The sequence below is a fragment of the Pseudomonas sp. LB3P93 genome (assembly GCF_054898025.1).
Window position 1 is genome coordinate 5896251 of sequence record NZ_CM142713.1, and the last position, 25039, is coordinate 5921289.

Below are 25039 nucleotides of genomic sequence, written 5' to 3' on the forward strand. Positions count from 1 at the left end.
CGGCACGATGCTGCATAACCGCTCGCCCCTTTCAGGACAGCTTCTAAGGAGCAGTCATGAGCTATGTGATCGACCGACGTCTCAATGGCAAGAACAAGAGCACGGTGAACCGTCAGCGGTTTCTGCGGCGTTATCGTGATCACATCAAGAAAGCCGTCGAAGAGGCGGTCAGTCGGCGTTCCATTACCGATATGGAACACGGCGAACAGATCAGCATCCCCGGCCGCGACATCGACGAGCCGGTGCTTCACCACGGACGCGGTGGCAAGCAGACGGTCGTGCACCCCGGCAACAAGGAATTCACCAGCGGAGAGCACATCGCGCGCCCACCCGGAGGTGGCGGCGGCAGAGGTCCAGGCAAGGCCGGCAATTCGGGCGAAGGAATGGACGAGTTCGTCTTCCAGATTACCCAGGAAGAATTTCTCGAATTCATGTTCGAGGACCTTGAACTGCCGAACCTGGTCAAGCGCAACCTGACCGGCACCGACACCTTCAAGACCGTGCGCGCGGGTATCAGCAACGAAGGTAATCCGTCGCGAATCAACATCATCCGAACCCTGCGCTCGGCCCATGCCCGGCGGATCGCCCTGTCCGGCAGCAGCCGGGCAAAATTGCGCGAAGCCAAAGACGAACTGCTGCGACTCAAGCGGGATGAGCCGGATAACTTCGGCGATATTCAGGAAATCGAAGCAGAAATCGAAAAACTCAGTGCGCGTATCCATCGCGTACCGTTTCTCGACACCTTTGACCTCAAGTACAACCTGCTCATCAAGCAGCCGAACCCAAGCTCCAAAGCAGTGATGTTCTGCCTGATGGACGTGTCCGGCTCCATGACCCAGGCGACCAAGGACATCGCCAAGCGCTTCTTCATCCTGCTGTACCTGTTTCTCAAGCGTAACTACGACAAGATCGACGTCGTGTTCATCCGCCACCACACCAGCGCCCGCGAAGTGGATGAGGAAGAGTTCTTCTACTCTCGTGAAACCGGCGGCACCATCGTCTCCAGCGCCTTGAAACTGATGCAGGAGATCATGGCCGAGCGTTATCCGAGCAATGAATGGAATATCTACGCAGCCCAGGCGTCCGACGGCGACAACTGGAACGACGACTCGCCGATTTGCCGCGATATTCTGATCAACCAGATCATGCCGTTCGTGCAGTACTACACTTACGTTGAGATTACCCCGCGCGAACACCAGGCCCTGTGGTTCGAGTACGAACGCATTGCCGAAGCCTTCTCTGACACTTTTGCCCAGCAGCAACTGGTCTCGGCCGGGGATATCTATCCGGTCTTCCGTGAACTCTTCCAGCGCAGGTTAGTGACATGACCGCCAAAGAGCAGAAGCGCCAACCCATTTCCACCGGCTCCGAATGGACGTTCGAGCTGATCCAGGCCTACGACAAAGAAATCAGTCGTCTGGCGGCTCGTTATGCCTTGGATACCTATCCCAACCAGATTGAAGTGATCACCGCCGAGCAGATGATGGACGCCTACGCCTCCGTCGGCATGCCGCTGGGTTATCACCATTGGTCCTACGGCAAACACTTCCTCAGCACGGAGAAGTCCTACAGCCGTGGGCAGATGGGGCTGGCCTACGAGATCGTGATCAACTCCGACCCGTGCATCGCGTACCTGATGGAAGAAAACACCATCTGCATGCAGGCGCTGGTGGTTGCTCACGCCTGCTACGGCCACAACAGTTTCTTCAAGGGTAATTACCTGTTCCGCACCTGGACCGATGCCAGTTCGATCATCGATTACCTGGTCTTCGCCAAGCAGTACATCATGCAGTGCGAAGAGCGCCATGGCATCGACGCGGTCGAGGATCTGCTGGATTCCTGCCATGCGCTGATGAACTACGGAGTCGATCGCTACAAGCGCCCCTATCCGATATCGGCTGAAGAAGAACGCCGTCGGCAGAAGGATCGGGAAGAGCATTTGCAGAAGCAGATCAACGATCTGTGGCGGACCATTCCAAAAGGCGCGGACAAATACAGCGACAAAGACAACGCGCGCTTCCCCGCCGAACCTCAGGAAAATATCCTGTATTTCATCGAAAAACACGCGCCGCTGCTGGAGCCATGGCAGCGGGAAATCGTGCGGATAGTGCGCAAGATCGCCCAGTACTTTTATCCACAGCGTCAGACGCAGGTGATGAACGAAGGGTGGGCCACGTTCTGGCACTACACGCTAATGAACGACCTGTATGACGAAGGCCTGGTCACCGACGGCTTCATGATGGAGTTTCTGACGTCTCATACCAGCGTGGTCTATCAACCCGGCTTCGACAGCCCCTACTACAACGGCATCAATCCCTACACCCTGGGTTTTGCCATGTACCGGGACATCCGGCGCATGTGTGAACACCCAACCGAAGAGGACTACCGCTGGTTCCCTGAGATTGCCGGCACCGACTGGCTATCGAGCATCAAGTTCGCCATGAGCAGCTTCAAGGATGAGAGTTTCATCCTCCAATACCTGTCACCCCAGGTGATCCGCGACCTGAAGCTGTTCAGCATTCTCGATGACGACCAGAAGGACGATCTGCTGGTGCCGGCCATTCACGATGAGCCGGGCTACCGGACTATCCGTGAAACCCTGGCGGCCCAGTACAACCTCGGCAATCGCGAACCCAATATTCAGATTTACAGCATCGATCGACGCGGCGACCGCTCTCTAACCCTGCGTCATCAGCAACATGACCGCAAACCACTGGGCGAGTCCACCGAGGAAGTGCTCAAACACCTGCATCGCCTCTGGGGCTTCGACATTCACCTGGAAACCCTGCAAGGCGACCAGATCATGAAAGTCCATCACGTTCCACCCAGAAGTGAACACGCCGAGGGGGATTACGGCCGGTTGGACTTGGCTGTCATCCATCTTTGATCCTGTTTCTGCCTCCGCAAGTTCGACGCAACGGTTATTCTGTCGGACTAATGGAGGTTTTTTATGCGGATTTATAAAGTCGGCGGTGCGGTACGCGATCGCCTGCTGGGCAAGCCTGTCACCGATATCGACTGGGTCGTGGTTGGTGCGACCACTGAAGAAATGCTCTCCTTGGGCTATCGCCCCGTGGGTGCTGACTTCCCGGTATTTCTTCACCCCAAGAGCGGTGAGGAATATGCCCTCGCCCGTACCGAACGCAAAAGCGGACGCGGTTACGGCGGCTTTACCTTTCACGCCAGCCCTGAAGTCACCCTCGAAGAAGACCTGATCCGTCGCGACCTGACGATCAACGCCATGGCCGAAGACGATCAGCAAAACCTGACCGATCCTTATCACGGCCAGCGCGACCTTGAAGCTCGCCTGCTTCGCCACGTTTCCCCCGCGTTCGCCGAAGATCCGCTCAGAGTTTTGCGCGTTGCCCGCTTTGCAGCCCGCTATGCCGGACTGGGTTTCACCGTCGCGCCTGAAACAATGGAGCTCATGCGCCAACTCAGTGAGTCAGGCGAACTGGAGGCATTGACGGCGGAACGCAGCTGGAAAGAGATTTCCCGTGCGCTGATGGAAGATCAGCCACAGGTGTTCATCGAGGTGCTGCGTGAATGCGGAGCGCTCAAGGTGTTGATGCCGGAAGTCGACGCCCTGTTCGGCGTGCCACAACCGGAAATCCATCACCCGGAAATCGACACGGGCGTGCACACCCTGAGCGTGCTCGAACAAGCCGCGCTGCATAAACAACCGCTGACCGTGCGCTGGGCGTGCCTGCTGCATGATCTGGGCAAAGGATTGACCCCCGAGGAAGAGTGGCCACGGCACATCGCCCATGAACACACGGGCCTGAAGCTGATCAAAGCGGTCAACGAACGCTTCAAGGCACCGAAGGATTGTCAGGAGCTGGCATTACTGGTGGGCCAATATCACACGCATGGCCACCGTGCCCTGGAGCTGAAGCCCTCGACGTTGCTGGAGTTGCTGCAGAGTTTTGACGTTTACCGTCGACCACAGCGGTTTGAAGAGTTCATTGCGGCGTGTGAGATGGACGCGCGGGGACGGAAAGGGCTGGAAGAGAGAAGTTATCCACAGGCGGGTTATTTGCGCGGGGCGGCGACGGCGACCCGGAGCGTAGCGGTACAGCCGTTGCTGGAGAAAGGATTCAAGGGGCCGGAGCTGGGTGAGGCGATCAAGCGCGAGCGGCTGAAGGCGCTGAAGGTCTACAAAGAGGCGTCGTCAGCCTGAAAAGCTTCGCGGGCAAGCCTCGCTCCTACAAGGTCCAGGTCGCCTGCCGATGGAGTGAACGACGCAAAACCTGTGGGAGCGGGCTTGCCCGCGAAGGCGTCATCCGCCTCACAACAAATTCGAAGGGGTCAGCTGCTCTCCGCGCCACTCAAACGCCACAGGCGCCAACACCTGATCAATCTGCGCCTCACGCCACAACGTCGCAAAGCTTTTGCCTACGCCTGGATGCACTCTGTCCGGCGCAATCAGCGACAGCGGCCACAGCACAAAGGCATTTTTCAGAATCTCTGCCCGCGGCAGGATCAATCCGTCGAAATTGCCCACCAGATCACCAAACAGCAGCACGTCGATATCCAGCGGCAAGCCCTTGCGGTCGGGCGCATAACGGCCATTGTCCGCTTCGATGAATTTCAATCGACGGTCCAGCTCCATCAGCGGTAGATCGGTGTAAGCCGAGACCACGAAATTGAAGAACGGGCCGCTCTTGATCCCCACTGGCTGGCTTTCGAACACCGCCGAGCAATGAATATCCACCAGGAAACCCGCAAGGGCTTCGAGGCCAGCCTGCAAATGGGTTTCGCGCTCGATATTGCTACCGAGCCCGAGATACACCTGAGTCAGCGACATCCGCGCTCGATCTCCACGCCCACACCACCGGTGGCCGCCGGGACGGCGCCAGGCTTGGTCAGCTTGAGGCGCATCCAGGTGATCTTGAATTCGCTCATCAACACTTCAACCAGACGCTCGGCGAAAGTCTCGACCAGCTGGAACTGCGCCTGCTCGGCAAACGCCTGAATACGTGACGAAACGCTCGCGTAGTCGAGCGCCAGGGTCAGGTCATCCCCGGCAGCTGCCGGGCGATTATCCCAGGCGAAGCTCAGATCAAGTCGCAGGCACTGTCGGATGCCTCGCTCCCAGTCGTAGGCACCAATCACGGTGTCGACTTCCAGGCCCTCGATAAACACTCTGTCCAAGCACTTTTCTCCGCTGCACGACAAGGGCGCAATGCGCCGTTAGAATCAGGGCGTCCTCGCCCGGAATAGTTAGCATGTTTTGGTTACTGGCGACTCTCGCCTACCTGCTCGGCTCGCTGTCCTTCGCCATTTTGCTCAGCCGCCTGACCGGTAACCCCGATCCGCGAATGAGTGGCTCGGGCAATGCCGGTGCCACCAACATGTTGCGTCTGGCCGGCAAGAAACTCGCCATCCTGACCTTGATCGGCGACCTCTGCAAAGGCCTGCTGCCGGTACTGATCGCAGGCCTTGCGGGGCTTTCGCTGCAGGAACAGGCCTGGATCGGCGTCTGCGCCGTCATCGGCCACCTGTTCCCGCTGTACTTCCGCTTTCGCGGTGGCAAGGGTGTCGCCACCGCTGCCGGAATGCTGCTGGGCCTGTACCCGCCTGCGGCTTTGCTGGCGGTCTGCGCCTGGCTGCTGACATTTTACCTGACCCGCACCAGCTCACTCGCCGCGCTGATCGCCACGCCGTTGACCCTGCCACTGCTGGCCTGGCAGGAACCGGCGGCACTGCTGCCCATGAGCGCACTCACGGGGCTGATCGTCTGGCGTCATCGCGGCAATCTACGCGACCTGTTTGCCGGGCGCGAACGGCATTTTTAAATACCGGACATGAGCACCGCTCATCACAGTGCCGACAATTGCTCCATCGGCCAGCGCGCCTGCACGCTGATTGCCAGGCTTTCGTGCTGACCGGCCTGCAAGCGCTGGCAACCGGCAAACGCAATCATCGCGCCATTATCGGTACAGAACTCAGGACGGGCATAAAACACATCGCCTTTCATGTCGCCGAGCATTTTTTCCAGGGACGTGCGTAACGCCTTGTTGGCGCTGACGCCCCCTGCGATCACCAGACGCTTCATGCCTGCCTGCTTCAGGGCGCGCTTGCACTTGATGGTCAAAGTCTCCACCACGGCCTGCTGGAACGCCAGCGAGATGTCGCAACGGGCTTGCTCGCTGTCGTCCCCGGCGCTGACGCTCTGTTGCCAGGTGTTGAGGGCGAAGGTTTTCAAGCCACTGAAGCTGAAAGCCAGGCCCGGACGGTCACACATCGGACGCGGAAAGGTGAAACGTCCTGCAACGCCCCGCTCGGCCAGTTTTGCGATTTCCGGACCGCCCGGATAATTGAGGCCCATCATCTTCGCGGTCTTGTCGAACGCTTCACCGGCGGCATCGTCGAGGGTCTCGCCCAAAAGCGTGTAGTGACCGATCCCGTCGACCTGAACCAGCTGCGTATGTCCGCCCGACACCAACAAAGCGACGAACGGGAATTCCGGCGGTTGCGCCTCCAGCATGGGCGCCAGCAAGTGACCTTCCATGTGGTGCACACCCAGCGCCGGAATGCCCCAGGCGAAGGCCAGTGCCTGAGCGCAGGAAGCGCCCACCAGCAAGGCACCGACCAGGCCAGGACCCGCGGTATAAGCGATGGCGTCGATCTCGGTCGGCACACAGTCAGCTTCGGCCAACACCTGACGGATCAAGGGCAGCATGCGTTTGACGTGGTCGCGCGAGGCCAGCTCCGGCACCACGCCGCCATAGGCGCGATGCAGGTCGATCTGGCTGAACAGCGCGTCGGCCAGCAGGCCGCGTTCACTGTCATATAATGCGACACCGGTTTCGTCGCAGGAGGTTTCTAATCCCAGTACTAGCATGGGTTTGCGCCTTGTTTAGGCTGAATTCGAAGGCGCGCATAATAGTCGCCATGGGATGCCCCGACTAGCGGTTTTCGATCAGAGGCTTTGCATTCCGGTCGATGAGGAGTTAACATCCGCAACCCTTAAAAACCGACGTCTTCAAGTGCTCTTTTGCCACGAGGATGTTGACCCCGGTAATGAATGAAGGTAGCTCTGGATGCCAGCCGTCAAAGTAAAAGAGAACGAACCCTTCGACGTAGCTCTGCGTCGTTTCAAGCGCTCCTGCGAAAAAGCCGGTGTACTGGCTGAAGTTCGTAGCCGCGAATTCTACGAGAAGCCTACTTCTGAGCGTAAACGTAAAGCAGCAGCCGCTGTTAAGCGTCACGCCAAGAAAGTACAGCGCGAACAGCGCCGCGCCGTTCGTCTGTACTAATACACAGACGTTCGTAGCAAGCTTCTGCCAAGCCCGGCCCTCAGCCGGGCTAATGGCATTTGCGGAAAACGCTTGATGCTTCACCGTCAAAGCCGCAGACGCGACCAAGACAAACCTGCTTCACAGCGTCAGACCTGGCTCTTTTGCCAGCGGTGCACGTCTTTTCTGACGAGCCTTCCAAGGCTACTGACGAGCACACCCACTGATTCCTCTCACGACGATCAGCCCAAGGCACCTTCTTGCGTGCCCGCTTATGAGCTATCCGAGGCCCTCGACTGGCCGCAGCCGGATTCAGCGAAACACTTTCATATAGTCGAATACTGATTGGTACTAACGTCAGTGGATTTTCGGCAGATACACTTCCCGACAGCGATTACGCAGACGACACCGGTCGAGCCGCACATTTTGCGCGCCTCAAACAACGACCCGCGTTCGGCCGCTCTTCGTTTTGGGTCCATTTAAGCGCAGATGACGAGAACGCCATGGCCGGGCTAATTCCCCAGAGCTTCATTGACGACCTTCTGAACCGCACCGACATCGTCGATGTGGTCAGCTCGCGCCTGCAAATGAAAAAGGCCGGCAAGAACTACACCGCCTGCTGCCCTTTTCATAAAGAGAAAACCCCGTCCTTCAGCGTCAGCCCCGACAAACAATTCTATTACTGCTTCGGCTGCGGCGCTGGTGGCAACGCCCTCGGCTTCATGATGGACCACGACAACCTGGATTTCGTCCAGGCTGTCGAAGAACTGGCCAAAGCCGCCGGCATGGAAATCCCCCGCGAAGAAAGCGGCCGGCCGCACAAACCGCGGCAGCCGACCGATTCGCCGCTGTACCCGCTGCTGACTGCGGCCGCCGACTTTTACCGCCAAGCCCTCAAAAGTCATCCATCGCGCAAAGCCGCTGTGGATTACTTGAAAGGTCGCGGCCTGACCGGCGAGATTGCCCGGGATTTCGGCCTCGGCTTCGCCCCGCCCGGCTGGGATAACCTGTTCAAGCACTTGAGCAGCGACACCCTGCAACAGAAAGCCATGGTCGATGCCGGCCTGCTGATCGAGAACGCCGAAACCGGCAAACGCTATGACCGCTTTCGCGATCGCGTGATGTTCCCGATACGCGACAGCCGCGGGCGCATCATTGCTTTTGGCGGCCGGGTACTGGGCGATGACAAACCGAAATACCTGAACTCACCGGAAACCCCGGTATTCCATAAAGGCCAGGAACTCTACGGCCTTTATGAAGCACGCAAGAACAACCGCAACCTCGACGAAATTATCGTCGTCGAGGGCTATATGGACGTCATCGCCCTCGCCCAGCAAGGCCTGCGCAATGCCGTCGCGACCCTGGGCACCGCCACCAGCGAAGAGCACTTGAAGCGGCTGTTTCGCGTCGTGCCCAACGTGCTGTTCTGCTTCGACGGCGACCAGGCCGGCCGCAACGCGGCGTGGCGCGCACTGGAAGCGGCGCTGCCATGCCTGCAGGACGGACGGCGCGCGCGCTTTCTGTTCCTGCCCGAAGGCGAAGACCCGGACACGCTGGTCCGCTCCGAAGGCACTGACGCGTTCCGCGCGCGAATCAACCAGCACGCCCAGCCATTGGCGGATTACTTCTTTCAGCAGCTGACCGAGGAATCGGACCCGCGCTCGCTCGAAGGCAAGGCCCACATGGCCACCCTCGCTGCGCCGCTGATCGACAAGGTCCCGGGCGCGAACCTGCGCATCCTGATGCGTCAACGCCTGACCGAAATTACCGGGCTTAGCGGCGAAGCCGTGAGCCAGTTGGTGCAAAGCGCTCCTCAGGATGCGCCACCCGCCTACGACCCGGGCGTCGATTACGACGCCATGCCGGATTACAGCGACTACCATCAGCAGCAGGCACAAGAGATGTATGTGCCGCAGCAGGAATGGACGCCGAAGAAACCCGGCGCCGGCGGCAAGAAATGGGACAAGAAGCCGTGGGACAAGAACAGCAAGCGCGGTGGTGATCGCGACCAGCAAAGCGCACCACGCACACCTATCGCTGTCGAAGCGCCAACGCTGATAGCACTGCGCACTCTCATTCATCACCCGGAACTGGCGGGTAAGGTAGAAACCGCCGATCACTTCGCGAATGAGAGCAACACATACGCGCAACTGCTGGTAGCCCTCATCGGGGCGGTGCAGAAAAATCCTAAGCTAAACTCTATTCAGTTGATGGCCCGATGGCACGGGACTGAACAGGGCCGATTGCTCAGGGCTTTGGCAGAAAAGGAATGGCTGATTGACGGCGACAACCTTGAACAACAGTTTTTAGACACCATTACTAGGTTATCGGCAAGTCAACATACGGATAGCCTGGAAGTACTTATCAGGAAAGCAAGGCAGCCAGGATTGACTGCGGAGGAAGCAAATCAGATCGCAAATCAGATGCGCGACCTATTAAAACGCAATATGGCTGTATCAACCCCGACCTCAACTGGCGCGTGAGGTCATAGCTCAGGTATAATCCTCGGCTTGTTTTTTGCCCGCCAAGACCTTCAGTGGATAGGGTGTTATGTCCGGAAAAGCGCAACAGCAGTCTCGTATCAAAGAGTTGATCACACTTGGTCGTGAGCAGGGTTACCTGACTTACGCGGAGGTCAACGACCACCTGCCGGAGGATATTTCAGATCCGGAACAGGTGGAAGACATCATCCGCATGATCAATGACATGGGGATCAACGTATTCGAGGTTGCGCCAGATAAGGATTCCCTTATGCTGGCCGACGCCGATACCGACGAAGCCGCGGCCGAAGAGGCAGCAGCAGCGTTGGCAGCGGTCGAGACCGACATTGGTCGCACCACCGACCCAGTGCGCATGTACATGCGTGAAATGGGTACGGTAGAGCTCCTCACTCGTGAAGGCGAAATTGAAATCGCCAAACGTATTGAAGAGGGTATCCGTGAAGTGATGGGCGCAATCGCGCACTTCCCTGGCACGGTTGACCACATTCTGTCCGAGTACACTCGCGTCACCACCGAAGGTGGCCGCCTGTCCGACGTCCTGAGCGGTTATATCGACCCGGACGACGGCATTGCGCCGCCTGCTGCAGAAGTGCCGCCGCCTGTCGATCCGAAAGCCGTGAAAGCGGACGACGATACCGACGACGATGACGCCGAAGCGACGACTGATGACGAAGAAGAAGCCGAAAGCGGTCCGGATCCGGTCATCGCAGCTCAGCGCTTTGGCGCTGTCTCCGATCAGATGGAAATCACCCGCAAGGCGCTGAAAAAGCACGGTCGTGGCAACAAGCTGGCAATTGCCGAGCTGGTGCTGCTGGCTGAGTTGTTCATGCCGATCAAACTGGTTCCGAAGCAATTCGAAGGCCTGGTCGAGCGTGTTCGCAGTGCCCTGGATCGTCTGCGTCAGCAAGAGCGCGCGATCATGCAACTTTGCGTTCGTGATGCCCGCATGCCGCGTGCCGACTTCCTGCGCCAGTTCCCGGGCAACGAAGTTGACGAAAGCTGGACCGATGCACTGGCCAAAGGCAAAAGCAAATACGCTGAAGCCATTGGTCGCCTGCAACCGGACATCGTTCGTTGCCAGCAAAAGCTGACCGCACTGCAAACCGAAACCGGTTTGACGATCGCCGAGATCAAGGACATTAACCGTCGCATGTCGATCGGTGAGGCCAAGGCCCGCCGCGCGAAGAAAGAGATGGTTGAAGCGAACTTGCGTCTGGTGATCTCCATCGCCAAGAAGTACACCAACCGTGGCCTGCAGTTCCTCGACCTGATCCAGGAAGGCAACATCGGTTTGATGAAAGCGGTAGACAAGTTCGAATACCGCCGCGGCTACAAATTCTCGACTTATGCCACCTGGTGGATCCGTCAGGCGATCACTCGCTCGATCGCCGACCAGGCCCGCACCATCCGTATTCCGGTGCACATGATCGAGACGATCAACAAGCTCAACCGTATTTCCCGCCAGATGTTGCAGGAAATGGGTCGCGAACCGACCCCGGAAGAGCTGGGCGAACGCATGGAAATGCCTGAGGACAAAATCCGCAAGGTATTGAAGATCGCTAAAGAGCCGATCTCCATGGAAACCCCGATCGGTGATGACGAAGACTCCCACCTGGGTGACTTCATCGAAGACTCGACCATGCAGTCGCCAATCGATGTCGCCACTGTTGAGAGCCTTAAAGAAGCGACTCGCGAAGTTCTGTCCGGCCTCACTGCCCGTGAAGCCAAGGTTCTGCGCATGCGCTTCGGTATCGACATGAATACCGACCACACCCTCGAGGAGGTTGGTAAGCAGTTCGACGTGACCCGTGAACGGATTCGTCAGATCGAAGCCAAGGCGCTGCGCAAGCTGCGCCACCCGACGAGAAGCGAGCATTTGCGCTCCTTCCTCGACGAGTGATCACAGAACCCCCGGCCCAGGCCGGGGGTTTTGCTTTGTGCAGATTAAATCCCCCGCACCTCCCCCCCGCCGAATTGCCCGTCTACACTCGAAACATTCCCCCGAGCCATAACGAGACCGTTATGCCCAGACTGCCGACCGTGCTTTTTTTGCTGTCGCTGATGACCTGGACCGCAACGGCTGGCGCGCTGACTCTGACCGACGAAGAACGTAGCTGGCTGGCGGCTCACCCGGACTTGCGCCTGGGTGTCGACGCGTCCTGGCCGCCGTTTGAATTTCGTGACGACCAGGGCCGTTACCAGGGCCTGGCGGCGGACTATATCAACGTGATCCGTCAACGGCTGGGCACCAAACTGACGCCTATCGAGCCGGTCAGTTGGACCGAAGTCCTGCAGCAGGCCAAGCAAGGAAAACTCGATATCCTACCGGGCATCATGTCGACCCCGGAGCGCCAGTCGTACCTGTCGTTCACTCGCCCCTACCTGGACTTTCCCATTGTCATCCTCGCCCATGTCGGAGGCCCACAGCCGCACAAACTCGAAGAGCTCTACGGACTGAAGATCGCCGTGGTGGAAAACTATGCGCCCCACGAACTGCTGCGCACACACCACCCTGATCTGAACCTGGTGGCGATGCCCAATGTCAGCTCGGCCTTGCAGGCGCTGGCCACCGATGAAGTGGACGCGGTCGTGGGCGATCTCGCCTCCAGCGTCTGGAGCCTTCGTCAGCTCAAGCTTGACGGCCTGTATGTCAGCGGTGAAACGCCCTATCGCTATCAACTGGCGATGGCCGTGCCCCCGAACAACAAGATGCTGGTCGGTATCCTGGACAAAGTCCTGGCGGACATGACCACCAGTGAAATCAACGCCATCCAGGAACACTGGGTCGGTAATGTCCTGGATCATCGAACCTTCTGGTCGGATTTGCTGGTTTACGGTCTGCCAGGGCTGCTGTTTCTGATGATCATGCTGGCGGTGGTCATCCGGATTAACCGCCGCTTGAGTTCGGAAATTGCCCGGCGAGTCGATCTGGAGCAAGAACTACGCAGCAGCGAATACCATTACCGCGGGCTGGTAGAGAGCCTTTCCGCGATTGCCTGGGAAGCGCGGATCAGCGATTTCACCTACAGCTATGTGTCACCGCATGCCGAAGACCTCCTTGGCTATCCTCTGTCCCACTGGCTGATTCCGGGCTTCTGGCGCAACATCATCCACCCTGCGGACCTGACCCGGGCCCAGACTTTCTGCGACCACGAAGTGTTGGCCGGGCGCGATCACAGTATCGATTACCGGGTGATCACCGCCGATGGCCGCTGTTTGTGGGTGCGCGATATCGTCAGCCTGATCGAGCATGGTCATGAGCCGGTGATGCGCGGATTGATGATCGACATCAGCGAAGCCAAGCGCACTGAAGAGGCGCTGAGCCTGTCCGAGCAAAAATTCGCCTCCGTATTTCAGCAATGCCCGGACATCCTGGTGATCGCGCGGCTTTCCGATGGCTGCCTGATGGAAGTCAACAAGGCGTTCGAAGAACAAATTGGTCTCAAGGCCGAAGACGTTATTGGCCAGACCGCCACCGACCTGAACATCTGGGGTATCCCCGGCGTGGGTCCGGGTTTGCTCCAGCGCTTGCAAGCCGGCAGCATCCGCAACCTGGAGATGCCCTTTCGCCGCAACAATGGCCAAGTGTTTACCGGCCTGATTTCCGCCGAGCCGTTCGACCTCGATACGACCCCCGCCCTGGTCGTCGTGGTGCGCGATATCAGTCAGCTCAAGGAGACCCAGCAACAACTGCAAACCTCCGAAGAAAAATTCGCCAAGGCCTTCCACGCCTCCCCGGACGGCTTGCTGTTGTCCCGGCAGAGCGACGGGTTGCTGCTGGAGGTCAACGAGGGTTTCAGCCGCATCACAGGCTTCAACAGCGCGATGTCCGTGGATCGTTCCGCCCTGGAACTGGGGATATGGGTCAATCTCAACGAACGTAAGCAAATGCTCGATTTGCTGCACCGGGACGGGTTCGTTCGCGACTTCAGCTGCCACATTCGCCGCAGTGACGGGCAGATCCGACTCTGCGAGGTTTCAAGCCGTCCGCTGCCCATCGGCGATGAGGACTGCATGCTGACCATTGCCCGGGACATCACCGAGCGGCACCTGATGCAGGAGAAACTGCAACAGGCCGCCACGGTCTTCGAGAGCACCGCCGAGGGGGTGTTGATCACCGATACCCAACAACACATCAGCGCGGTCAACCGAGCGTTCACCGAGATCACCGGCTACAGCGAGAGCGAAGCACTGGGCCACACCCCTCGTCTGCTCGCCTCCGGCCTGCACGACAGCGCGTTCTATGCGGCGATGTGGCATCAACTGACGGATGAAGGTCACTGGCAAGGCGAGATTTCCAACCGACGCAAGAATGGCGAGCTCTACCCGAGCTGGCTGACCATCAGCGCCGTGCGCAACCGGGAGAAGTTCATCACCCACTTCGTGGCCGTGTTCGCGGACATTTCCAGTCTCAAACACGCTCAAGCCAAACTCGACTATCAGGCGCATCACGATCCGCTGACCGGCCTGCCAAACCGCACGCTGTTCGAGAGCCGACTGCAGACCGCGCTCAACACCCAACAGGAAAACGGCGGCCAGGGCGCAGTGCTGTTCCTCGACCTGGACCGTTTCAAACACATCAACGACAGCCTTGGCCACCCGGTGGGCGACCTGCTGCTCAAAGGCATCGCCGTGCGCCTCAAAGAGCAGCTTCGCGATATCGATACCGTTGCGCGCCTGGGTGGCGACGAATTCATCATCCTACTGCCCGGCCTTCAACAATCCAGCGATGCCGACAACATTGCCACCAAGCTGCTCAATTGCTTCGCCGCACCTTTCCAGGCCGGCGAGCACGAGTTTTTCATCAGCGCCAGCATCGGCACCAGCCTGTATCCCAAGGACGGCTGCGACGTCGCCACGCTGGTCAAGAATGCCGATGCCGCGATGTATCGCTCCAAGGCCAAGGGCCGCAACCGGGTGGAAAGTTACACCCGCGACCTCACCGCCCAGGCCAGCGAGCGCGTGGCGCTGGAACATGAATTGCGGCGCGCCATTGAGCGCAATGAACTGTTTCTCTATTACCAACCGAAAATCAGCCTCGCCGACCATCGACTGGTCGGCGCCGAAGCACTCATTCGCTGGCATCACCCGACCTTCGGTGCGGTGCCACCGGAACACTTCATTCCCTTGGCAGAAGAAAACGGCATGATCCTGCAAATCGGCGACTGGGTGCTTGAGACGGCCTGCCGGCAGATGTTTGAGTGGAATCAACTCTACGAAAGCCTGGGGCCGTTGTCGGTCAACCTTGCAGGGGCCCAATTGCGCCAGCCGAATCTGCTGGGCCGGATCGAACAATTGCTCAAGGACAACGGCCTCAGACCCGATTTTCTGCAACTGGAAATTACCGAAAACTTCATCATGAGCCAGGCCGAAGAAGCGCTGGCAGTGCTGCACCAACTCAAACAACTGGGCGTGCAGTTGGCGATCGACGACTTCGGTACGGGCTACTCGTCCCTGAGCTACCTCAAGCGTCTGCCGCTGGACATCCTCAAGATCGACCAGTCCTTCGTCCGCGGCCTGCCTGACGATCCCCACGATGCGGCCATTGTTCGCGCCATCATCGCACTGGGGAGCAGCATGCAATTCACCATCATTGCAGAGGGCGTCGAGACCCTGGCACAGCAACAATTCCTTGCCGAAGAAGGCTGCGAACAGATCCAGGGCTACATCGTCAGCCTGCCTCTTCCCCCCGATGAATTCGCCGCGACGTTTCTTCGTATAGCCGTATCGGATTTTTCGGATAGCACAGCCGAGAAACCATCGCTATAATCCGCGGCCTACTGAGGGCCTATAGCTCAGTTGGTTAGAGCAGAGGACTCATAATCCTTTGGTCCACGGTTCAAATCCGTGTGGGCCCACCAAACAAGAAAGCCGCGCTGATGCGCGGCTTTCGTGTATCTGGCAGTTAGGTTTCCGAGGGGGTTTTTCTTTAGACGCAGCCGAAGTGTCCAAAACGTGTCCACCTCGATTCGCCACCGCCCCTCGGGTAAGCCTTGCGTCACTAGAGGCACGACCCTTTCCAAGCCTCCCGATCAGCTGTGCGAAGTAGGTGACAAAACAACTGTACGTCTATACAGTAAAAATAACAAAGCGTGCTAGCCATGGTCCTACCGGAGAGGATGCAAGGAGAGCGTATCGGGAATATATGCGCTATACATTCCCCTATATGGATTTGTGCGAGGTATAGTCGCCTCGCAATGCTCATGGAGGTATACATGACCGTGAAACACACCCCTGTCAATGCCGCGGACGTTGCAGCCTTTGTCCTTGAGAAACAGGGAGAAATTACTGCGATGAAGCTGCAAAAGCTTGTCTATTACAGTCAGGCATGGTCCTTGGTTTGGGATGAGGCACCGTTGATCCACGAGAAAATTCAGGCCTGGGCGAATGGCCCGGTTGTCCCAGAACTCTACTTTGCACACAAGGGCAAATACACGGTGGCTCCTGGCGAAATAGAAGGGAACCCTGCCGCTCTCGATGAAGATCAGCGTGAAACTGTTGAGGCAGTCCTTAGCCACTACGGTGATAAGCACTCTCAATGGCTGAGTGATCTCACGCATGCAGAAGACCCTTGGAAGTATGCTCGCAAAGAAGCTGGTCTTCCCGATGGCGCACGTGGAACCACAGAGATCACCCAAGCGGCGATGGCTGAGTATTACAGCTCACTGTGAGGCTACATGGCTAAGGGAAATGGCAAAAAGATAGCTAAACACAAACCATCTCAGACTCCAGCCGAAAAACCAGCCAAACAACCTCATTCCCGTCAAATCCCTGCCAGCGGCATATCCTGGAGATTCAGTCGTGCAGATAAGGGGGGGCCCTTTGCTTGGAGTGGTTTGGCGGATGCTGCTGACTACAAAGCTGTAATGGAGCGACTTCACTGCTTTGAAACGATGAGCCTTGAAGAGATAGCCAAAAGCGGATCCCATGACATTGAGCTGAGTAGACTTTCAAGAGATGCCCAGCAGCGTCTTCAAGAGATACAACAAGACGATATCGATTCTCTTATGTCATTTCGAGTGACTGGCCCCAAGAGGGTCTTCTGTATACGGGAAAGAGAGGTAATGCGGGTACTTTGGTTTGACGCGGACCATCAAGTTTGCCTTGCTCCGAAAAAACATACCTAATGCCCCTCCATCCTAGCTACAAATCCAGCCGTAGAAAAATCTCTCTGTAATTAGAAAGAGTGTCTAGCCCTGAAACGGGTGTAAACACTATTCAGGACGAGTCACACCAAGCAAAAAGCCGCGTAAATACGCGGCTTTTTGCTTACTGAGATTGGCAAAGAAATTAGGCCAGCGGAAGCACCAAGGTAACGACAACATAGGCCACCAGGGCCAGCGCGGCATCGAGCCCAAACGGCAGTAGGATCGCACGGGTGGCAGTCGGAGCTGGGCACCGCATGTCTTCGGCCCAGGCGGCCACGTCACGGTGCAACTGTTCAATGCTGGCTTGAGTCGTGGGTGGTGTGGACATATTGCGTCTTCCAGTGTGGATCACGGGTCGTGCCGTATGCGCGGCTCCGCAGCAGGCGTACGTCATTTTTCTTGTCTGCTGCCTAGGTTAAATTTTACGCACACATCGGTTTATCGGATGACGTCCGTCAAGGTTGTAGGCAAACTCCGAGAATTGCGTAGTGGGTACTTTTGGGCACTTTGCCGCCTTGTTGGCATTCTCTTCGACGGGATACTCTCCGGACATCGCTGCAAATGTAGCGATCGGGTGTGGTAACTCGGTGAGGCTAAGCGCAACAGCGAGCAAAAAAATGAACAAAACAAATCCATCCGCAATTTCAGACCTGAAAACCATCGGTTTTACCCCACTCATCTACTGCTCGGATCAGACGTTGTTCAACGTCCGCGCTGGCGTCCCCATCGTCGAAGCATTGGCACAGGCCTCCGATCTGCTGTTCCTCGCCAAATCATTTGCCGAGGACGCAGCCTACGCAAGAGACACAGACCGACACGCCTGGGCTGCGCACTATCTGACGGCGATGGGTAAGGCGGTGATTGATGATGTGGTGAAGGTGCTGACACCGCGACCCGCTCGGACTGCGACGGAATCCGAGGAATAGCAACGAATGATTCCTGATGGGCGCCCCGTTTTACGGGGCCCCATCGCTGAGGGATACCTGCTGGAGGTTTTTTGTAGATCTGTACCGCCCTTACCTTGACGGATTCCCGCTTATCCCGCGCCGCGCAAATGCGCGGCTTTTTCGTTTCTGGAGTTCAGGTTTTCCAAGCGATTTTTCCGTCAGAAGCATCTGAATTACCCAAACCCAGTTCACCTCGACTTGCCAGCAAACTAAAGTCGAGGGCCAAAAAGAAAAGGTGGATTTTATGTACCACTACGTAGAAAGCAGCCTACCGAACGTATGGCTTAGCAACGGCTTCGTGGTGAAACAGACCGCATTTTGCGAGTCTGTCGCCATCACGGATGTTAAGGGCCTACATGACGTAATCGGTAAGGCTATCGCTGAGAAGCCTTCAGTGCTGACGGGGGCTGAGTTTAGATTTCTGAGAAAAGAGCTTGGACTGTCTCAGGAAAGCCTCGCCGAGATTGTCGGCTTGACGAGCCAGGCCGTAGCGACTTGGGAGAAAACGGACAAAATCCCAATGGTGAACGACCGCTATTTTCGAGGCCTTTATCTTGAAGCCAAAACTGGCGAAGCGGATCTGATGGCGGCGATCAATACCATCAACAAATTGGACCACGGCCTCTACAAACTGAATCTAGAGTTTGAAGGCAAATGGCACAATCAAGCGAAAGCATTCGCTTGAGCCTGAATGCTGCAATTAAGCCCGGCAAAGAGGTCGGGCTTAATGATCCCTGGCACTCAACACAGGAATCCCCTGCACCAACCCCATCCGCTCAAGCTCCTCCCTCGTCAACACCCCCTCATACGTATCCGCCGCCCTGCCCCATTGCTCGACGATACCCATGGCATCTACCAACGCCTCGCCCAATCCGGTAATCGTATCGGCCAATGCCTCGACGATTGTTTGAGTCCGGCCCCACAGGCTATCCGTAATCTCTTTCAGCTCGGCCGTTACGCGTTCAGACGAGTCCGGATTCGTATCGGGGTAGGTGATGTTGCGCAGCAAGTGCCGTAACTCCCTGATTTTTGCGTAGTCCTGTTCCGCCCCAAGCTCTCCCCTCAGGATGGCGGCCGCTTTCGGCTTATCGACGCGTTTGCCGGGCGAACGCTTTGAAGCCAATGCCTGCGCCATGGCGCCCGCAAAGAGGACCATGATCCGGGCTTGCAGATGCTCCCTCATCGCCTCAATCGTCGTAATTGAACGCGCCAAGGTAATGGAAGCGCCCGCTTGATGCCTCAAGTCCATGGTCACTGTCAGGCTCACATCACCCGTTTCAAACCCCAGGGCTCGGGCAACGACGTAATGCCCCATTTCGTGACGGGCAATCTGCACTGCGTGATCCCGGACAGCGGGAAGCATCTTCTTCGTCATTTTGATCACCTCGCATCCCTCGATTTCTCATTCGACTATGACTGACGGCTGGTGTCCATCCTGTCTTCCGCACGCCATCTGATGTTCTGAAAACAGATCAGACATCTGCTGTGCCAGCCGTGCTGTAACATGCCAACTCACTGATTTGTGTTGCCGGAGACGCCCCTTGCCTGACACCCGCCCGCCCGTTCTTGACGAGATCGACCGCCAATTGATCGCGGCCTTGCAGATCAATGCCCGCGAGAGCGTGGCCATGCTTGCTCGCCAATTGGGGATCGCACGGACCACGGTGACTTCACGTCTGGCGCGACTGGAGAAGGCCAAAGTCATCACCGGTTACGGCGTGCGTCTGGGTCAACGGGTGGTGGACGGCGGATTGCAGGCGTACGTCGGGATCACCGTGCAACCACGGTCGGGCAAGGAAGTGCTGCGTCGGCTCAGCGCCATGGCCCAGGTGCAGCAGTTGTGTGCCGTGAGTGGCGAATTTGATTATGTGGCGTGGTTGCGCACGGAGTCGCCGGAGCAGCTGGATCAGTTGCTTGATCAGATTGGCAGTGTGGATGGGGTGGAGAAGACGACGACTTCGATCATCTTGAGTAGCAAGATTGATCGGGGGCAGCCGGTTTGAGTTTTGGCCGCGAGCTATGCGGTGCCTGGACGGACCTCATCGCGGGCAAGCCCGCTCCCACATGGACAGTGTGTAATGCTAGATCGTCATATTGATCGTTTAATTGGCAAAACGACGACACATTGCGTCTTATTAACGTGTTCTACGCTCTCTAGAATGGCTGCCATCTTTTCCTATACTCAGATGCGCATTCCGCGTCGGGTCGCCAGTAAGGTCAGCCATGAACAAGAACAATCGCCATCCTGCAGACGGTAAAAAACCAGTCACCATTTTCGGTCCGGACTTTCCTTTCGGCTTTGACGACTGGATCGAACACCCGGCCGGCCTGGGCAGCATTCCTGCGCACAATCATGGTGCTGAAGTGGCGATTGTCGGCGCGGGTATTGCTGGCCTGGTGGCGGCTTACGAGTTGATGAAACTGGGCCTCAAGCCCGTCGTCTACGAAGCCTCGAAAATGGGTGGCCGTCTGCGCTCCCAGGCGTTCAACGGGACCGATGGCATCGTCGCCGAACTGGGCGGCATGCGCTTCCCGGTGTCGTCCACGGCGTTTTACCACTATGTCGACAAGCTCGGTCTCGAGACCAAACCTTTTCCCAATCCGCTGACGCCGGCCTCTGGCAGCACCGTGATCGACCTGGAAGGCAAAACCCACTACGCACAGAAACTGGCGGATCTTCCTGCACTGTTCCAGGAAGTGGCTGACGCGTGGGCGGATGCGCTGGAGGCCGGCTCGCAGTTCTCCGATATCCAGCAAGCGATCCGCGACCGTGACGTGCCGCGTCTCAAAGAGCTCTGGAACACGCTGGTTCCGCTGTGGGACGACCGCACCTTCTACGACTTTGTCGCCACCTCCGAAGCCTTCGCCAAGCTCTCGTTCCATCACCGCGAAGTGTTCGGCCAGGTCGGTTTCGGCACGGGCGGCTGGGACTCGGACTTCCCGAACTCGATGCTGGAAATCTTCCGCGTCGTGATGACCAACTGCGACGATCACCAACATCTGGTCGTCGGCGGCGTCGAACAAGTGCCACAAGGCATCTGGCGCCATGTGCCGGAACGTTGCGTGCACTGGCCTGAAGGCACCAGCCTCAAGTCGCTTCACAGAGGCGCGCCACGCTCCGGGGTCAAGAAAATCGCTCACGCCCCGGACGGCCGTTTTGCAGTAACCGATAACAACGGCGACACCCGCGAGTACGCCGCAGTACTGACTACCTGCCAGAGCTGGCTGCTGACCACCCAGATCGAATGCGACGAAACCCTGTTCTCGCAAAAGATGTGGATGGCCCTCGACCGCACGCGCTACATGCAATCGTCGAAAACCTTCGTGATGGTCGACCGGCCATTCTGGAAGGACAAGGATCCGGAAACCGGCCGCGACCTGATGAGCATGACCCTCACCGATCGCCTGACTCGCGGCACCTACCTCTTCGATAATGGCGACGACAAGCCGGGGGTGATTTGCCTGTCGTACTCGTGGATGAGCGATGCGTTGAAAATGCTGCCGCACCCGGTGGAGAAACGCGTTGAACTGGCGCTGAACGCGTTGAAAAAGATCTACCCGAAAGTCGACATCGCCGCGCGGATCATCGGCGATCCGATCACCGTGTCGTGGGAAGCCGACCCGCATTTCCTCGGCGCGTTCAAAGGCGCCCTGCCCGGCCACTACCGCTACAACCAGCGCATGTACGCGCACTTCATGCAGGACGACATGCCGGCCGAGCAACGCGGGATATTCATCGCAGGCGACGACGTTTCGTGGACGCCGGCGTGGGTTGAAGGCGCGGTGCAGACCTCGCTCAATGCGGTGTGGGGCATCATGAAACACTTCGGCGGTGAAACTCACGCCGAGAACCCGGGTCCAGGTGATGTGTTCAATGAGATCGGTCCGATCGCCCTGCCCGAGTAAGAGGAATCCTAAATGCGCGTAGCCCTTTACCAATGTCCGCCGCTGCCCCTGGACGTCGCCGGCAACCTGCAACGCTTGCATCAACTGGCGCTGGAGGCCAAGGGCGCAGACTTGCTGGTGCTGCCGGAGATGTTCCTGACCGGCTACAACATCGGCCTCGATGCCGTCAGCGTGCTGGCAGAAGTGCATAACGGTGAATCGGCGCAGCAGATCGCGCGCATTGCCAAGACGGCCGGGATCGCCATTTTGTATGGCTACCCCGAGCGCACCGATGACGGGCAAATCTACAACGCCGTGCAGTTGATCGACGCCAACGGCGAGCGCCTGTGCAACTACCGCAAGACTCACCTGTTCGGCGACCTCGATCACTCGATGTTCAGCGCCGGGCAGGGAGAGTTTCCGTTGGTGGAACTCAATGGCTGGAAACTCGGCTTTTTGATCTGCTACGACCTGGAGTTCCCGGAAAACGCCCGACGCCTGGCCCTGGCCGGCGCCGAGTTGATCCTGGTGCCGACGGCGAACATGATTCCCTTCGACTTCGTTGCCGACGTCACCGTCCGTTCCCGGGCCTTCGAAAACCAGTGTTATGTGGCCTACGCCAACTACTGCGGGAATGAAGGCGAAATCAATTACTGCGGCCAAAGCAGCATCGCCGCGCCGGATGGCAGCCGCATCGCCCAGGCTGGCCTGGATGAAGCGCTGATTGTCGGTGAGCTGGATCGTCAGTTGATGGTCGATTCCCGTGCCGCCAATCGTTACTTGATCGATCGCCGCCCAGAGCTTTACGGCGACCTTAACAAGCGCTGATCCATCGTTATCCGCTAGCATTGGCACTTCTCTGTTCTGGAAGTGCTCATGCCTGCGCTGAATCACCCTAGCCCCCACACTGAAACCCTGGCCAACGGCCTGCGGGTGACGCTGCGTCACGCTCCCGATTTGAAGCGCTGCGCTGCGGCGTTGCGGATTTTCGCGGGCAGCCACGACGTGCCGCTGGCGTGGCCCGGCCTCGCGCATTTTCTTGAACATTTGCTGTTTCTCGGTACGGAGCGTTTTCCCACAGGGCAAGGGCTGATGGCCTACGTGCAAGGTCACGGCGGACAGGTCAATGCACGCACCAGTGAACGCACGACCGACTTCTTCTTCGAACTGCCGCCTCAAGCATTCACCGATGGGCTGGAGCGTCTGTCAGACATGCTCGCTCATCCACGTCTGAATCTGGACGATCAGCGGCGGGAACGGGAAGTGCTGCACGCTGAATTTGTCGCTTGGTCCCGGGATGCCACGGCTCAGCAGCAGTTTGCGTTGTTCGACGGGCTCTCGGCCGTTCACCCGCTTCGGGCGTTTCATGCGGGCAACCGGTACAGCTTGCCGGTGCCGCAGCCGGAGTTTCAAAACGCGCTGAAGGATTTCCATCAGCAGTTTTATCAGACCGGGCAGATGACATTGAGCCTGGCCGGCCCGCAAAGCCTCGATGAGTTGAGGGCAATGGCTCAGCGCTTTGGCGCGGCTATTGCCGTCGGGGAAAAGGTCGCGCAACAAGCGCCTGCACCGCTGATGGATTCTTCCGGAAAAAGTTATCAACAGGCTGGCGAGCGTCAGCTCGATCTTTTGTTCGCGTTCGAAGCGTTGCCCGACTCATCGCGTGAAGCTTTAGCGTTTCTGTGCCATTGGCTGAACGCCGCGAAACCTGGTGGTCTGCTGGCTGAATTGCGCACACGCGGGCTGGCGGAAAGCCTGAAGGCCGCACCGTTGTATCAATTTGCCGGGCAAGCCTTGCTGCACATTGAACTCACCACAGTTCAACCGGGGAACGCGATCCGCGAGCAGCTTTTGGATTGGCTGGGTTTTTTCGCCACTCAGCAAAACTGGGCCGAGTTGCGCAAAGAGTACGCCGCCCTGCTCGACCGTCAGCAACAAGTCAGCAGCGCCCTGCAACTGGCCCGACTGGACAGCGAGCAGCTCGAAGCCGGCTTATCCGAACAGGGCGTTCTAGCGCTCAACGACATCCTGAAGAAAATCGGTGCTGTGGATAACTTCACCGGCGAATGGCAATTGCCGACGCCCAACCCGTTTTTACGTGCTGAAGCACCTGCGGCCAATGCCGGGCTGATTCGCGGCCAGACCAGCAAACACCGAGGTCTGCGGACATTTGCCCAGGATCGCTCGCGCAGCCGTCGCGAAAACTCCCCGATGCAGTTCAGCCAGGCATTGCCGGACAACACGGACGAAGGCGCGATTTATCTACGTTGGCGACTGCTGGCCAAACCTCATCCCCGTCTTCGGTCGAGTCTGGAAAATCGCCTGTCGCCTCTGCGTGAGGACGCCCGTCAGGCAGGCGTCGACTTTTCTTTCAGTGCATCAGGCAACGAATGGTTGCTGAAGATGACAGGACTGCAGGAGCCGATGCCGACCGTCCTCGAACATGCGCTGAAAGAGCTGACAACACCTGATGCTGGTTTCCCACAGGAAGAAACGACCAGCGTGCCGTTGATGCCGATAAAACAGCTGCTGAAGACGCTGCCCGAGCAATGCCTTGAGCGCACCGCTGACACCAATGACGTGCAGCAGTTGTGGGCGAGCGCACGCTGGCAAGGACTGGCGACAGGCCTGTCAGCGCAGACTCAAGCGGCGATGGGCCTGGCACTGAGCCGCGTGCCCGGAGTTGCGGACGACCAGCCGTCACCGCCCACCCCGATAAACTCGCTGCACCTCTGGAGCGCTATCGAAACGGGCTCCAGCGAACACGCGTTGTTGCTGTTTTGTCCGACGGCCACACGGGACATCGCGGACGAAGCCGCGTGGCGTTTACTCGCCCATCTGTCCCAAACGCCGTTTTATCAGCGCCTGCGGGTTGAGCTGCAGTTGGGTTATGCCGTGTTCAGCGGCTTGCGTCAGATCCATGGGCAGACCGGGCTGCTGTTCGGCGTTCAATCACCGAGCGTTGCCCCGCAGGATTTGCTGGAACACATAGAACGCTTCTTGAGCGAACTGCCCGCCATGATTGAAGGCATCGCTGACGCGACCTTCATCGCCCAGCGCCAGGCCCTGGCCGATCAATTCCACAGCAACGCACTGCCCCACGCACAGGCAGCTGAACTGCTTTGGCAGGGCAAACTGGCCGGCCACTCGTCGGATTATCTGGAACGTCTGCCTGAAGCGATCCTGATGATCGATCGCGAAGCGTTAAAAGCCACAGCCCGACAACTGAATCAAGCCGAAGGAGGATGGCGCTGCCTGGCCAGCAGTGCTTGCGCAAAGACTCCTTGGCAAGCGGCAAAATGATCATTACCGACGCT

20 protein-coding genes and 1 tRNA gene are annotated in these 25039 nt (G+C 58.1%); 16 read left to right on the forward strand and 5 right to left on the reverse strand.

Translation table 11 applies throughout. The annotated features are described in order from the left end of the window. Positions 1–56: 56 nt before the first annotated feature. The 3 genes from ACYZT8_RS27020 (at position 57) to ACYZT8_RS27030 (ending at position 4180) form a co-directional block, all read left to right on the forward strand. Positions 57–1328 carry a YeaH/YhbH family protein gene (locus tag ACYZT8_RS27020; protein ID WP_149416529.1) on the forward strand — a complete coding sequence of 424 codons (1272 nt, stop codon included), beginning with the start codon at positions 57–59 and terminating at the stop codon, positions 1326–1328. Continuing rightward, positions 1325–2887 (forward strand): SpoVR family protein, encoded by a 1563-nt coding sequence (locus tag ACYZT8_RS27025; protein ID WP_461977243.1) that lies wholly within the window; start codon positions 1325–1327, stop codon positions 2885–2887. Before ACYZT8_RS27020 ends, ACYZT8_RS27025 begins: the two co-directional genes overlap by 4 nt. A 63-nt stretch (positions 2888–2950) precedes the next feature. Beyond that, on the forward strand, positions 2951–4180 hold the full coding sequence (locus ACYZT8_RS27030; protein WP_461977245.1) for a multifunctional CCA addition/repair protein: 1230 nt from the start codon (positions 2951–2953) through the stop codon (positions 4178–4180). Between the two features lie 108 nt (positions 4181–4288). Here ACYZT8_RS27030 and folK read toward each other — a convergent pair whose 3' ends face one another. After that, entirely contained in the window at positions 4289–4807 is a 519-nt protein-coding gene (gene folK, locus ACYZT8_RS27035) for a 2-amino-4-hydroxy-6-hydroxymethyldihydropteridine diphosphokinase (RefSeq protein ID WP_461977247.1), read from the reverse strand. Continuing rightward, positions 4798–5154, reverse strand: coding sequence for a dihydroneopterin aldolase (gene folB / locus ACYZT8_RS27040; protein WP_008051601.1), 357 nt, complete (start codon positions 5152–5154; stop codon positions 4798–4800). Before folB ends, folK begins: the two co-directional genes overlap by 10 nt. Positions 5155–5228: 74 nt before the next feature. Between folB and plsY the strand changes: the two genes are divergently transcribed. Beyond that, the gene (gene plsY / locus ACYZT8_RS27045; protein ID WP_461977249.1) at positions 5229–5798 is read left to right on the forward strand and encodes a glycerol-3-phosphate 1-O-acyltransferase PlsY; all 570 of its coding nucleotides are present in this window, start codon (positions 5229–5231) and stop codon (positions 5796–5798) included. A gap of 23 nt (positions 5799–5821) precedes the next feature. On the opposite strand, the gene tsaD is transcribed toward plsY, so the two are convergent. Further along, positions 5822–6847 carry a tRNA (adenosine(37)-N6)-threonylcarbamoyltransferase complex transferase subunit TsaD gene (tsaD, locus tag ACYZT8_RS27050; RefSeq protein WP_461955990.1) on the reverse strand — a complete coding sequence of 342 codons (1026 nt, stop codon included), beginning with the start codon at positions 6845–6847 and terminating at the stop codon, positions 5822–5824. A gap of 199 nt (positions 6848–7046) precedes the next feature. Here tsaD and rpsU point away from each other — a divergent pair, with 199 nt between their 5' ends. The 6 genes from rpsU to ACYZT8_RS27080 all read left to right on the forward strand — a co-directional run bounded on the left by rpsU (position 7047) and on the right by ACYZT8_RS27080 (position 16413). After that, positions 7047–7262, forward strand: coding sequence for a 30S ribosomal protein S21 (gene rpsU / locus ACYZT8_RS27055; RefSeq protein ID WP_002551877.1), 216 nt, complete (start codon positions 7047–7049; stop codon positions 7260–7262). Between the two features lie 482 nt (positions 7263–7744). Further along, on the forward strand, positions 7745–9724 hold the full coding sequence (gene dnaG, locus ACYZT8_RS27060) for a DNA primase (protein WP_461977251.1): 1980 nt from the start codon (positions 7745–7747) through the stop codon (positions 9722–9724). Positions 9725–9791: 67 nt separating this feature from the next. Beyond that, the gene (gene rpoD / locus ACYZT8_RS27065; protein ID WP_461955992.1) at positions 9792–11642 is read left to right on the forward strand and encodes an RNA polymerase sigma factor RpoD; all 1851 of its coding nucleotides are present in this window, start codon (positions 9792–9794) and stop codon (positions 11640–11642) included. 122 nt (positions 11643–11764) lie between these two features. Continuing rightward, positions 11765–15511 (forward strand): bifunctional diguanylate cyclase/phosphodiesterase, encoded by a 3747-nt coding sequence (locus ACYZT8_RS27070; RefSeq protein WP_461977253.1) that lies wholly within the window; start codon positions 11765–11767, stop codon positions 15509–15511. A 15-nt stretch (positions 15512–15526) separates the two neighbouring features. After that, positions 15527–15603 (forward strand) — tRNA-Ile (locus ACYZT8_RS27075). 354 nt (positions 15604–15957) lie between these two features. Further along, the gene (locus tag ACYZT8_RS27080; protein ID WP_461955994.1) at positions 15958–16413 is read left to right on the forward strand and encodes a Panacea domain-containing protein; all 456 of its coding nucleotides are present in this window, start codon (positions 15958–15960) and stop codon (positions 16411–16413) included. Positions 16414–17032: 619 nt separating this feature from the next. Here the strand turns inward: ACYZT8_RS27080 and ACYZT8_RS27085 are convergent. After that, entirely contained in the window at positions 17033–17218 is a 186-nt protein-coding gene (locus ACYZT8_RS27085; protein WP_461977255.1) for a hypothetical protein, read from the reverse strand. A 289-nt stretch (positions 17219–17507) separates the two neighbouring features. Between ACYZT8_RS27085 and ACYZT8_RS27090 the strand changes: the two genes are divergently transcribed. Continuing rightward, complete coding sequence (locus ACYZT8_RS27090; protein WP_461977257.1) at positions 17508–17816, forward strand: DUF3077 domain-containing protein; 309 nt, start codon at positions 17508–17510, stop codon at positions 17814–17816. Positions 17817–18081: 265 nt separating this feature from the next. Beyond that, complete coding sequence (locus tag ACYZT8_RS27095) at positions 18082–18522, forward strand: helix-turn-helix domain-containing protein (RefSeq protein ID WP_461977259.1); 441 nt, start codon at positions 18082–18084, stop codon at positions 18520–18522. 39 nt (positions 18523–18561) lie between these two features. Here the strand turns inward: ACYZT8_RS27095 and ACYZT8_RS27100 are convergent, their stop codons facing one another. Beyond that, the gene (locus ACYZT8_RS27100) at positions 18562–19212 is read right to left on the reverse strand and encodes a peptidase M41 (protein ID WP_461977261.1); all 651 of its coding nucleotides are present in this window, start codon (positions 19210–19212) and stop codon (positions 18562–18564) included. A 166-nt stretch (positions 19213–19378) separates the two neighbouring features. Here ACYZT8_RS27100 and ACYZT8_RS27105 point away from each other — a divergent pair, with 166 nt between their 5' ends. The 4 genes from ACYZT8_RS27105 to pqqF all read left to right on the forward strand — a co-directional run bounded on the left by ACYZT8_RS27105 (position 19379) and on the right by pqqF (position 25025). Continuing rightward, the gene (locus ACYZT8_RS27105; protein WP_109635345.1) at positions 19379–19840 is read left to right on the forward strand and encodes an Lrp/AsnC family transcriptional regulator; all 462 of its coding nucleotides are present in this window, start codon (positions 19379–19381) and stop codon (positions 19838–19840) included. Positions 19841–20060: 220 nt separating this feature from the next. Next, a complete protein-coding gene (locus ACYZT8_RS27110) occupies positions 20061–21743 on the forward strand; it encodes a flavin monoamine oxidase family protein (RefSeq protein WP_461955998.1) in 1683 nt (560 codons plus the stop codon). Positions 21744–21755: 12 nt separating this feature from the next. Beyond that, a complete protein-coding gene (locus ACYZT8_RS27115) occupies positions 21756–22550 on the forward strand; it encodes a carbon-nitrogen hydrolase family protein (RefSeq protein WP_461977263.1) in 795 nt (264 codons plus the stop codon). Between the two features lie 48 nt (positions 22551–22598). Then, the gene (gene pqqF, locus ACYZT8_RS27120; protein ID WP_461977265.1) at positions 22599–25025 is read left to right on the forward strand and encodes a pyrroloquinoline quinone biosynthesis protein PqqF; all 2427 of its coding nucleotides are present in this window, start codon (positions 22599–22601) and stop codon (positions 25023–25025) included. Positions 25026–25039: the final 14 nt, after the last annotated feature.

Excerpts from the sequence above, each read along its gene's own strand:
- ACYZT8_RS27020 (WP_149416529.1), top strand. The coding sequence starts at position 57 with ATGAGCTATGTGATCGACCGACGTCTCAATGGCAAGAACAAGAGCACG.
- ACYZT8_RS27025 (WP_461977243.1), top strand. The coding sequence starts at position 1,325 with ATGACCGCCAAAGAGCAGAAGCGCCAACCCATTTCCACCGGCTCCGAA.
- ACYZT8_RS27030 (WP_461977245.1), top strand. The coding sequence starts at position 2,951 with ATGCGGATTTATAAAGTCGGCGGTGCGGTACGCGATCGCCTGCTGGGC.
- folK (WP_461977247.1), bottom strand. The coding sequence starts at position 4,807 with ATGTCGCTGACTCAGGTGTATCTCGGGCTCGGTAGCAATATCGAGCGC.
- plsY (WP_461977249.1), top strand. The coding sequence starts at position 5,229 with ATGTTTTGGTTACTGGCGACTCTCGCCTACCTGCTCGGCTCGCTGTCC.
- tsaD (WP_461955990.1), bottom strand. The coding sequence starts at position 6,847 with ATGCTAGTACTGGGATTAGAAACCTCCTGCGACGAAACCGGTGTCGCA.
- rpsU (WP_002551877.1), top strand. The coding sequence starts at position 7,047 with ATGCCAGCCGTCAAAGTAAAAGAGAACGAACCCTTCGACGTAGCTCTG.
- dnaG (WP_461977251.1), top strand. The coding sequence starts at position 7,745 with ATGGCCGGGCTAATTCCCCAGAGCTTCATTGACGACCTTCTGAACCGC.
- rpoD (WP_461955992.1), top strand. The coding sequence starts at position 9,792 with ATGTCCGGAAAAGCGCAACAGCAGTCTCGTATCAAAGAGTTGATCACA.
- ACYZT8_RS27070 (WP_461977253.1), top strand. The coding sequence starts at position 11,765 with ATGCCCAGACTGCCGACCGTGCTTTTTTTGCTGTCGCTGATGACCTGG.
- ACYZT8_RS27080 (WP_461955994.1), top strand. The coding sequence starts at position 15,958 with ATGACCGTGAAACACACCCCTGTCAATGCCGCGGACGTTGCAGCCTTT.
- ACYZT8_RS27085 (WP_461977255.1), bottom strand. The coding sequence starts at position 17,218 with ATGTCCACACCACCCACGACTCAAGCCAGCATTGAACAGTTGCACCGT.
- ACYZT8_RS27090 (WP_461977257.1), top strand. The coding sequence starts at position 17,508 with ATGAACAAAACAAATCCATCCGCAATTTCAGACCTGAAAACCATCGGT.
- ACYZT8_RS27095 (WP_461977259.1), top strand. The coding sequence starts at position 18,082 with ATGTACCACTACGTAGAAAGCAGCCTACCGAACGTATGGCTTAGCAAC.
- ACYZT8_RS27100 (WP_461977261.1), bottom strand. The coding sequence starts at position 19,212 with ATGACGAAGAAGATGCTTCCCGCTGTCCGGGATCACGCAGTGCAGATT.
- ACYZT8_RS27110 (WP_461955998.1), top strand. The coding sequence starts at position 20,061 with ATGAACAAGAACAATCGCCATCCTGCAGACGGTAAAAAACCAGTCACC.
- ACYZT8_RS27115 (WP_461977263.1), top strand. The coding sequence starts at position 21,756 with ATGCGCGTAGCCCTTTACCAATGTCCGCCGCTGCCCCTGGACGTCGCC.
- pqqF (WP_461977265.1), top strand. The coding sequence starts at position 22,599 with ATGCCTGCGCTGAATCACCCTAGCCCCCACACTGAAACCCTGGCCAAC.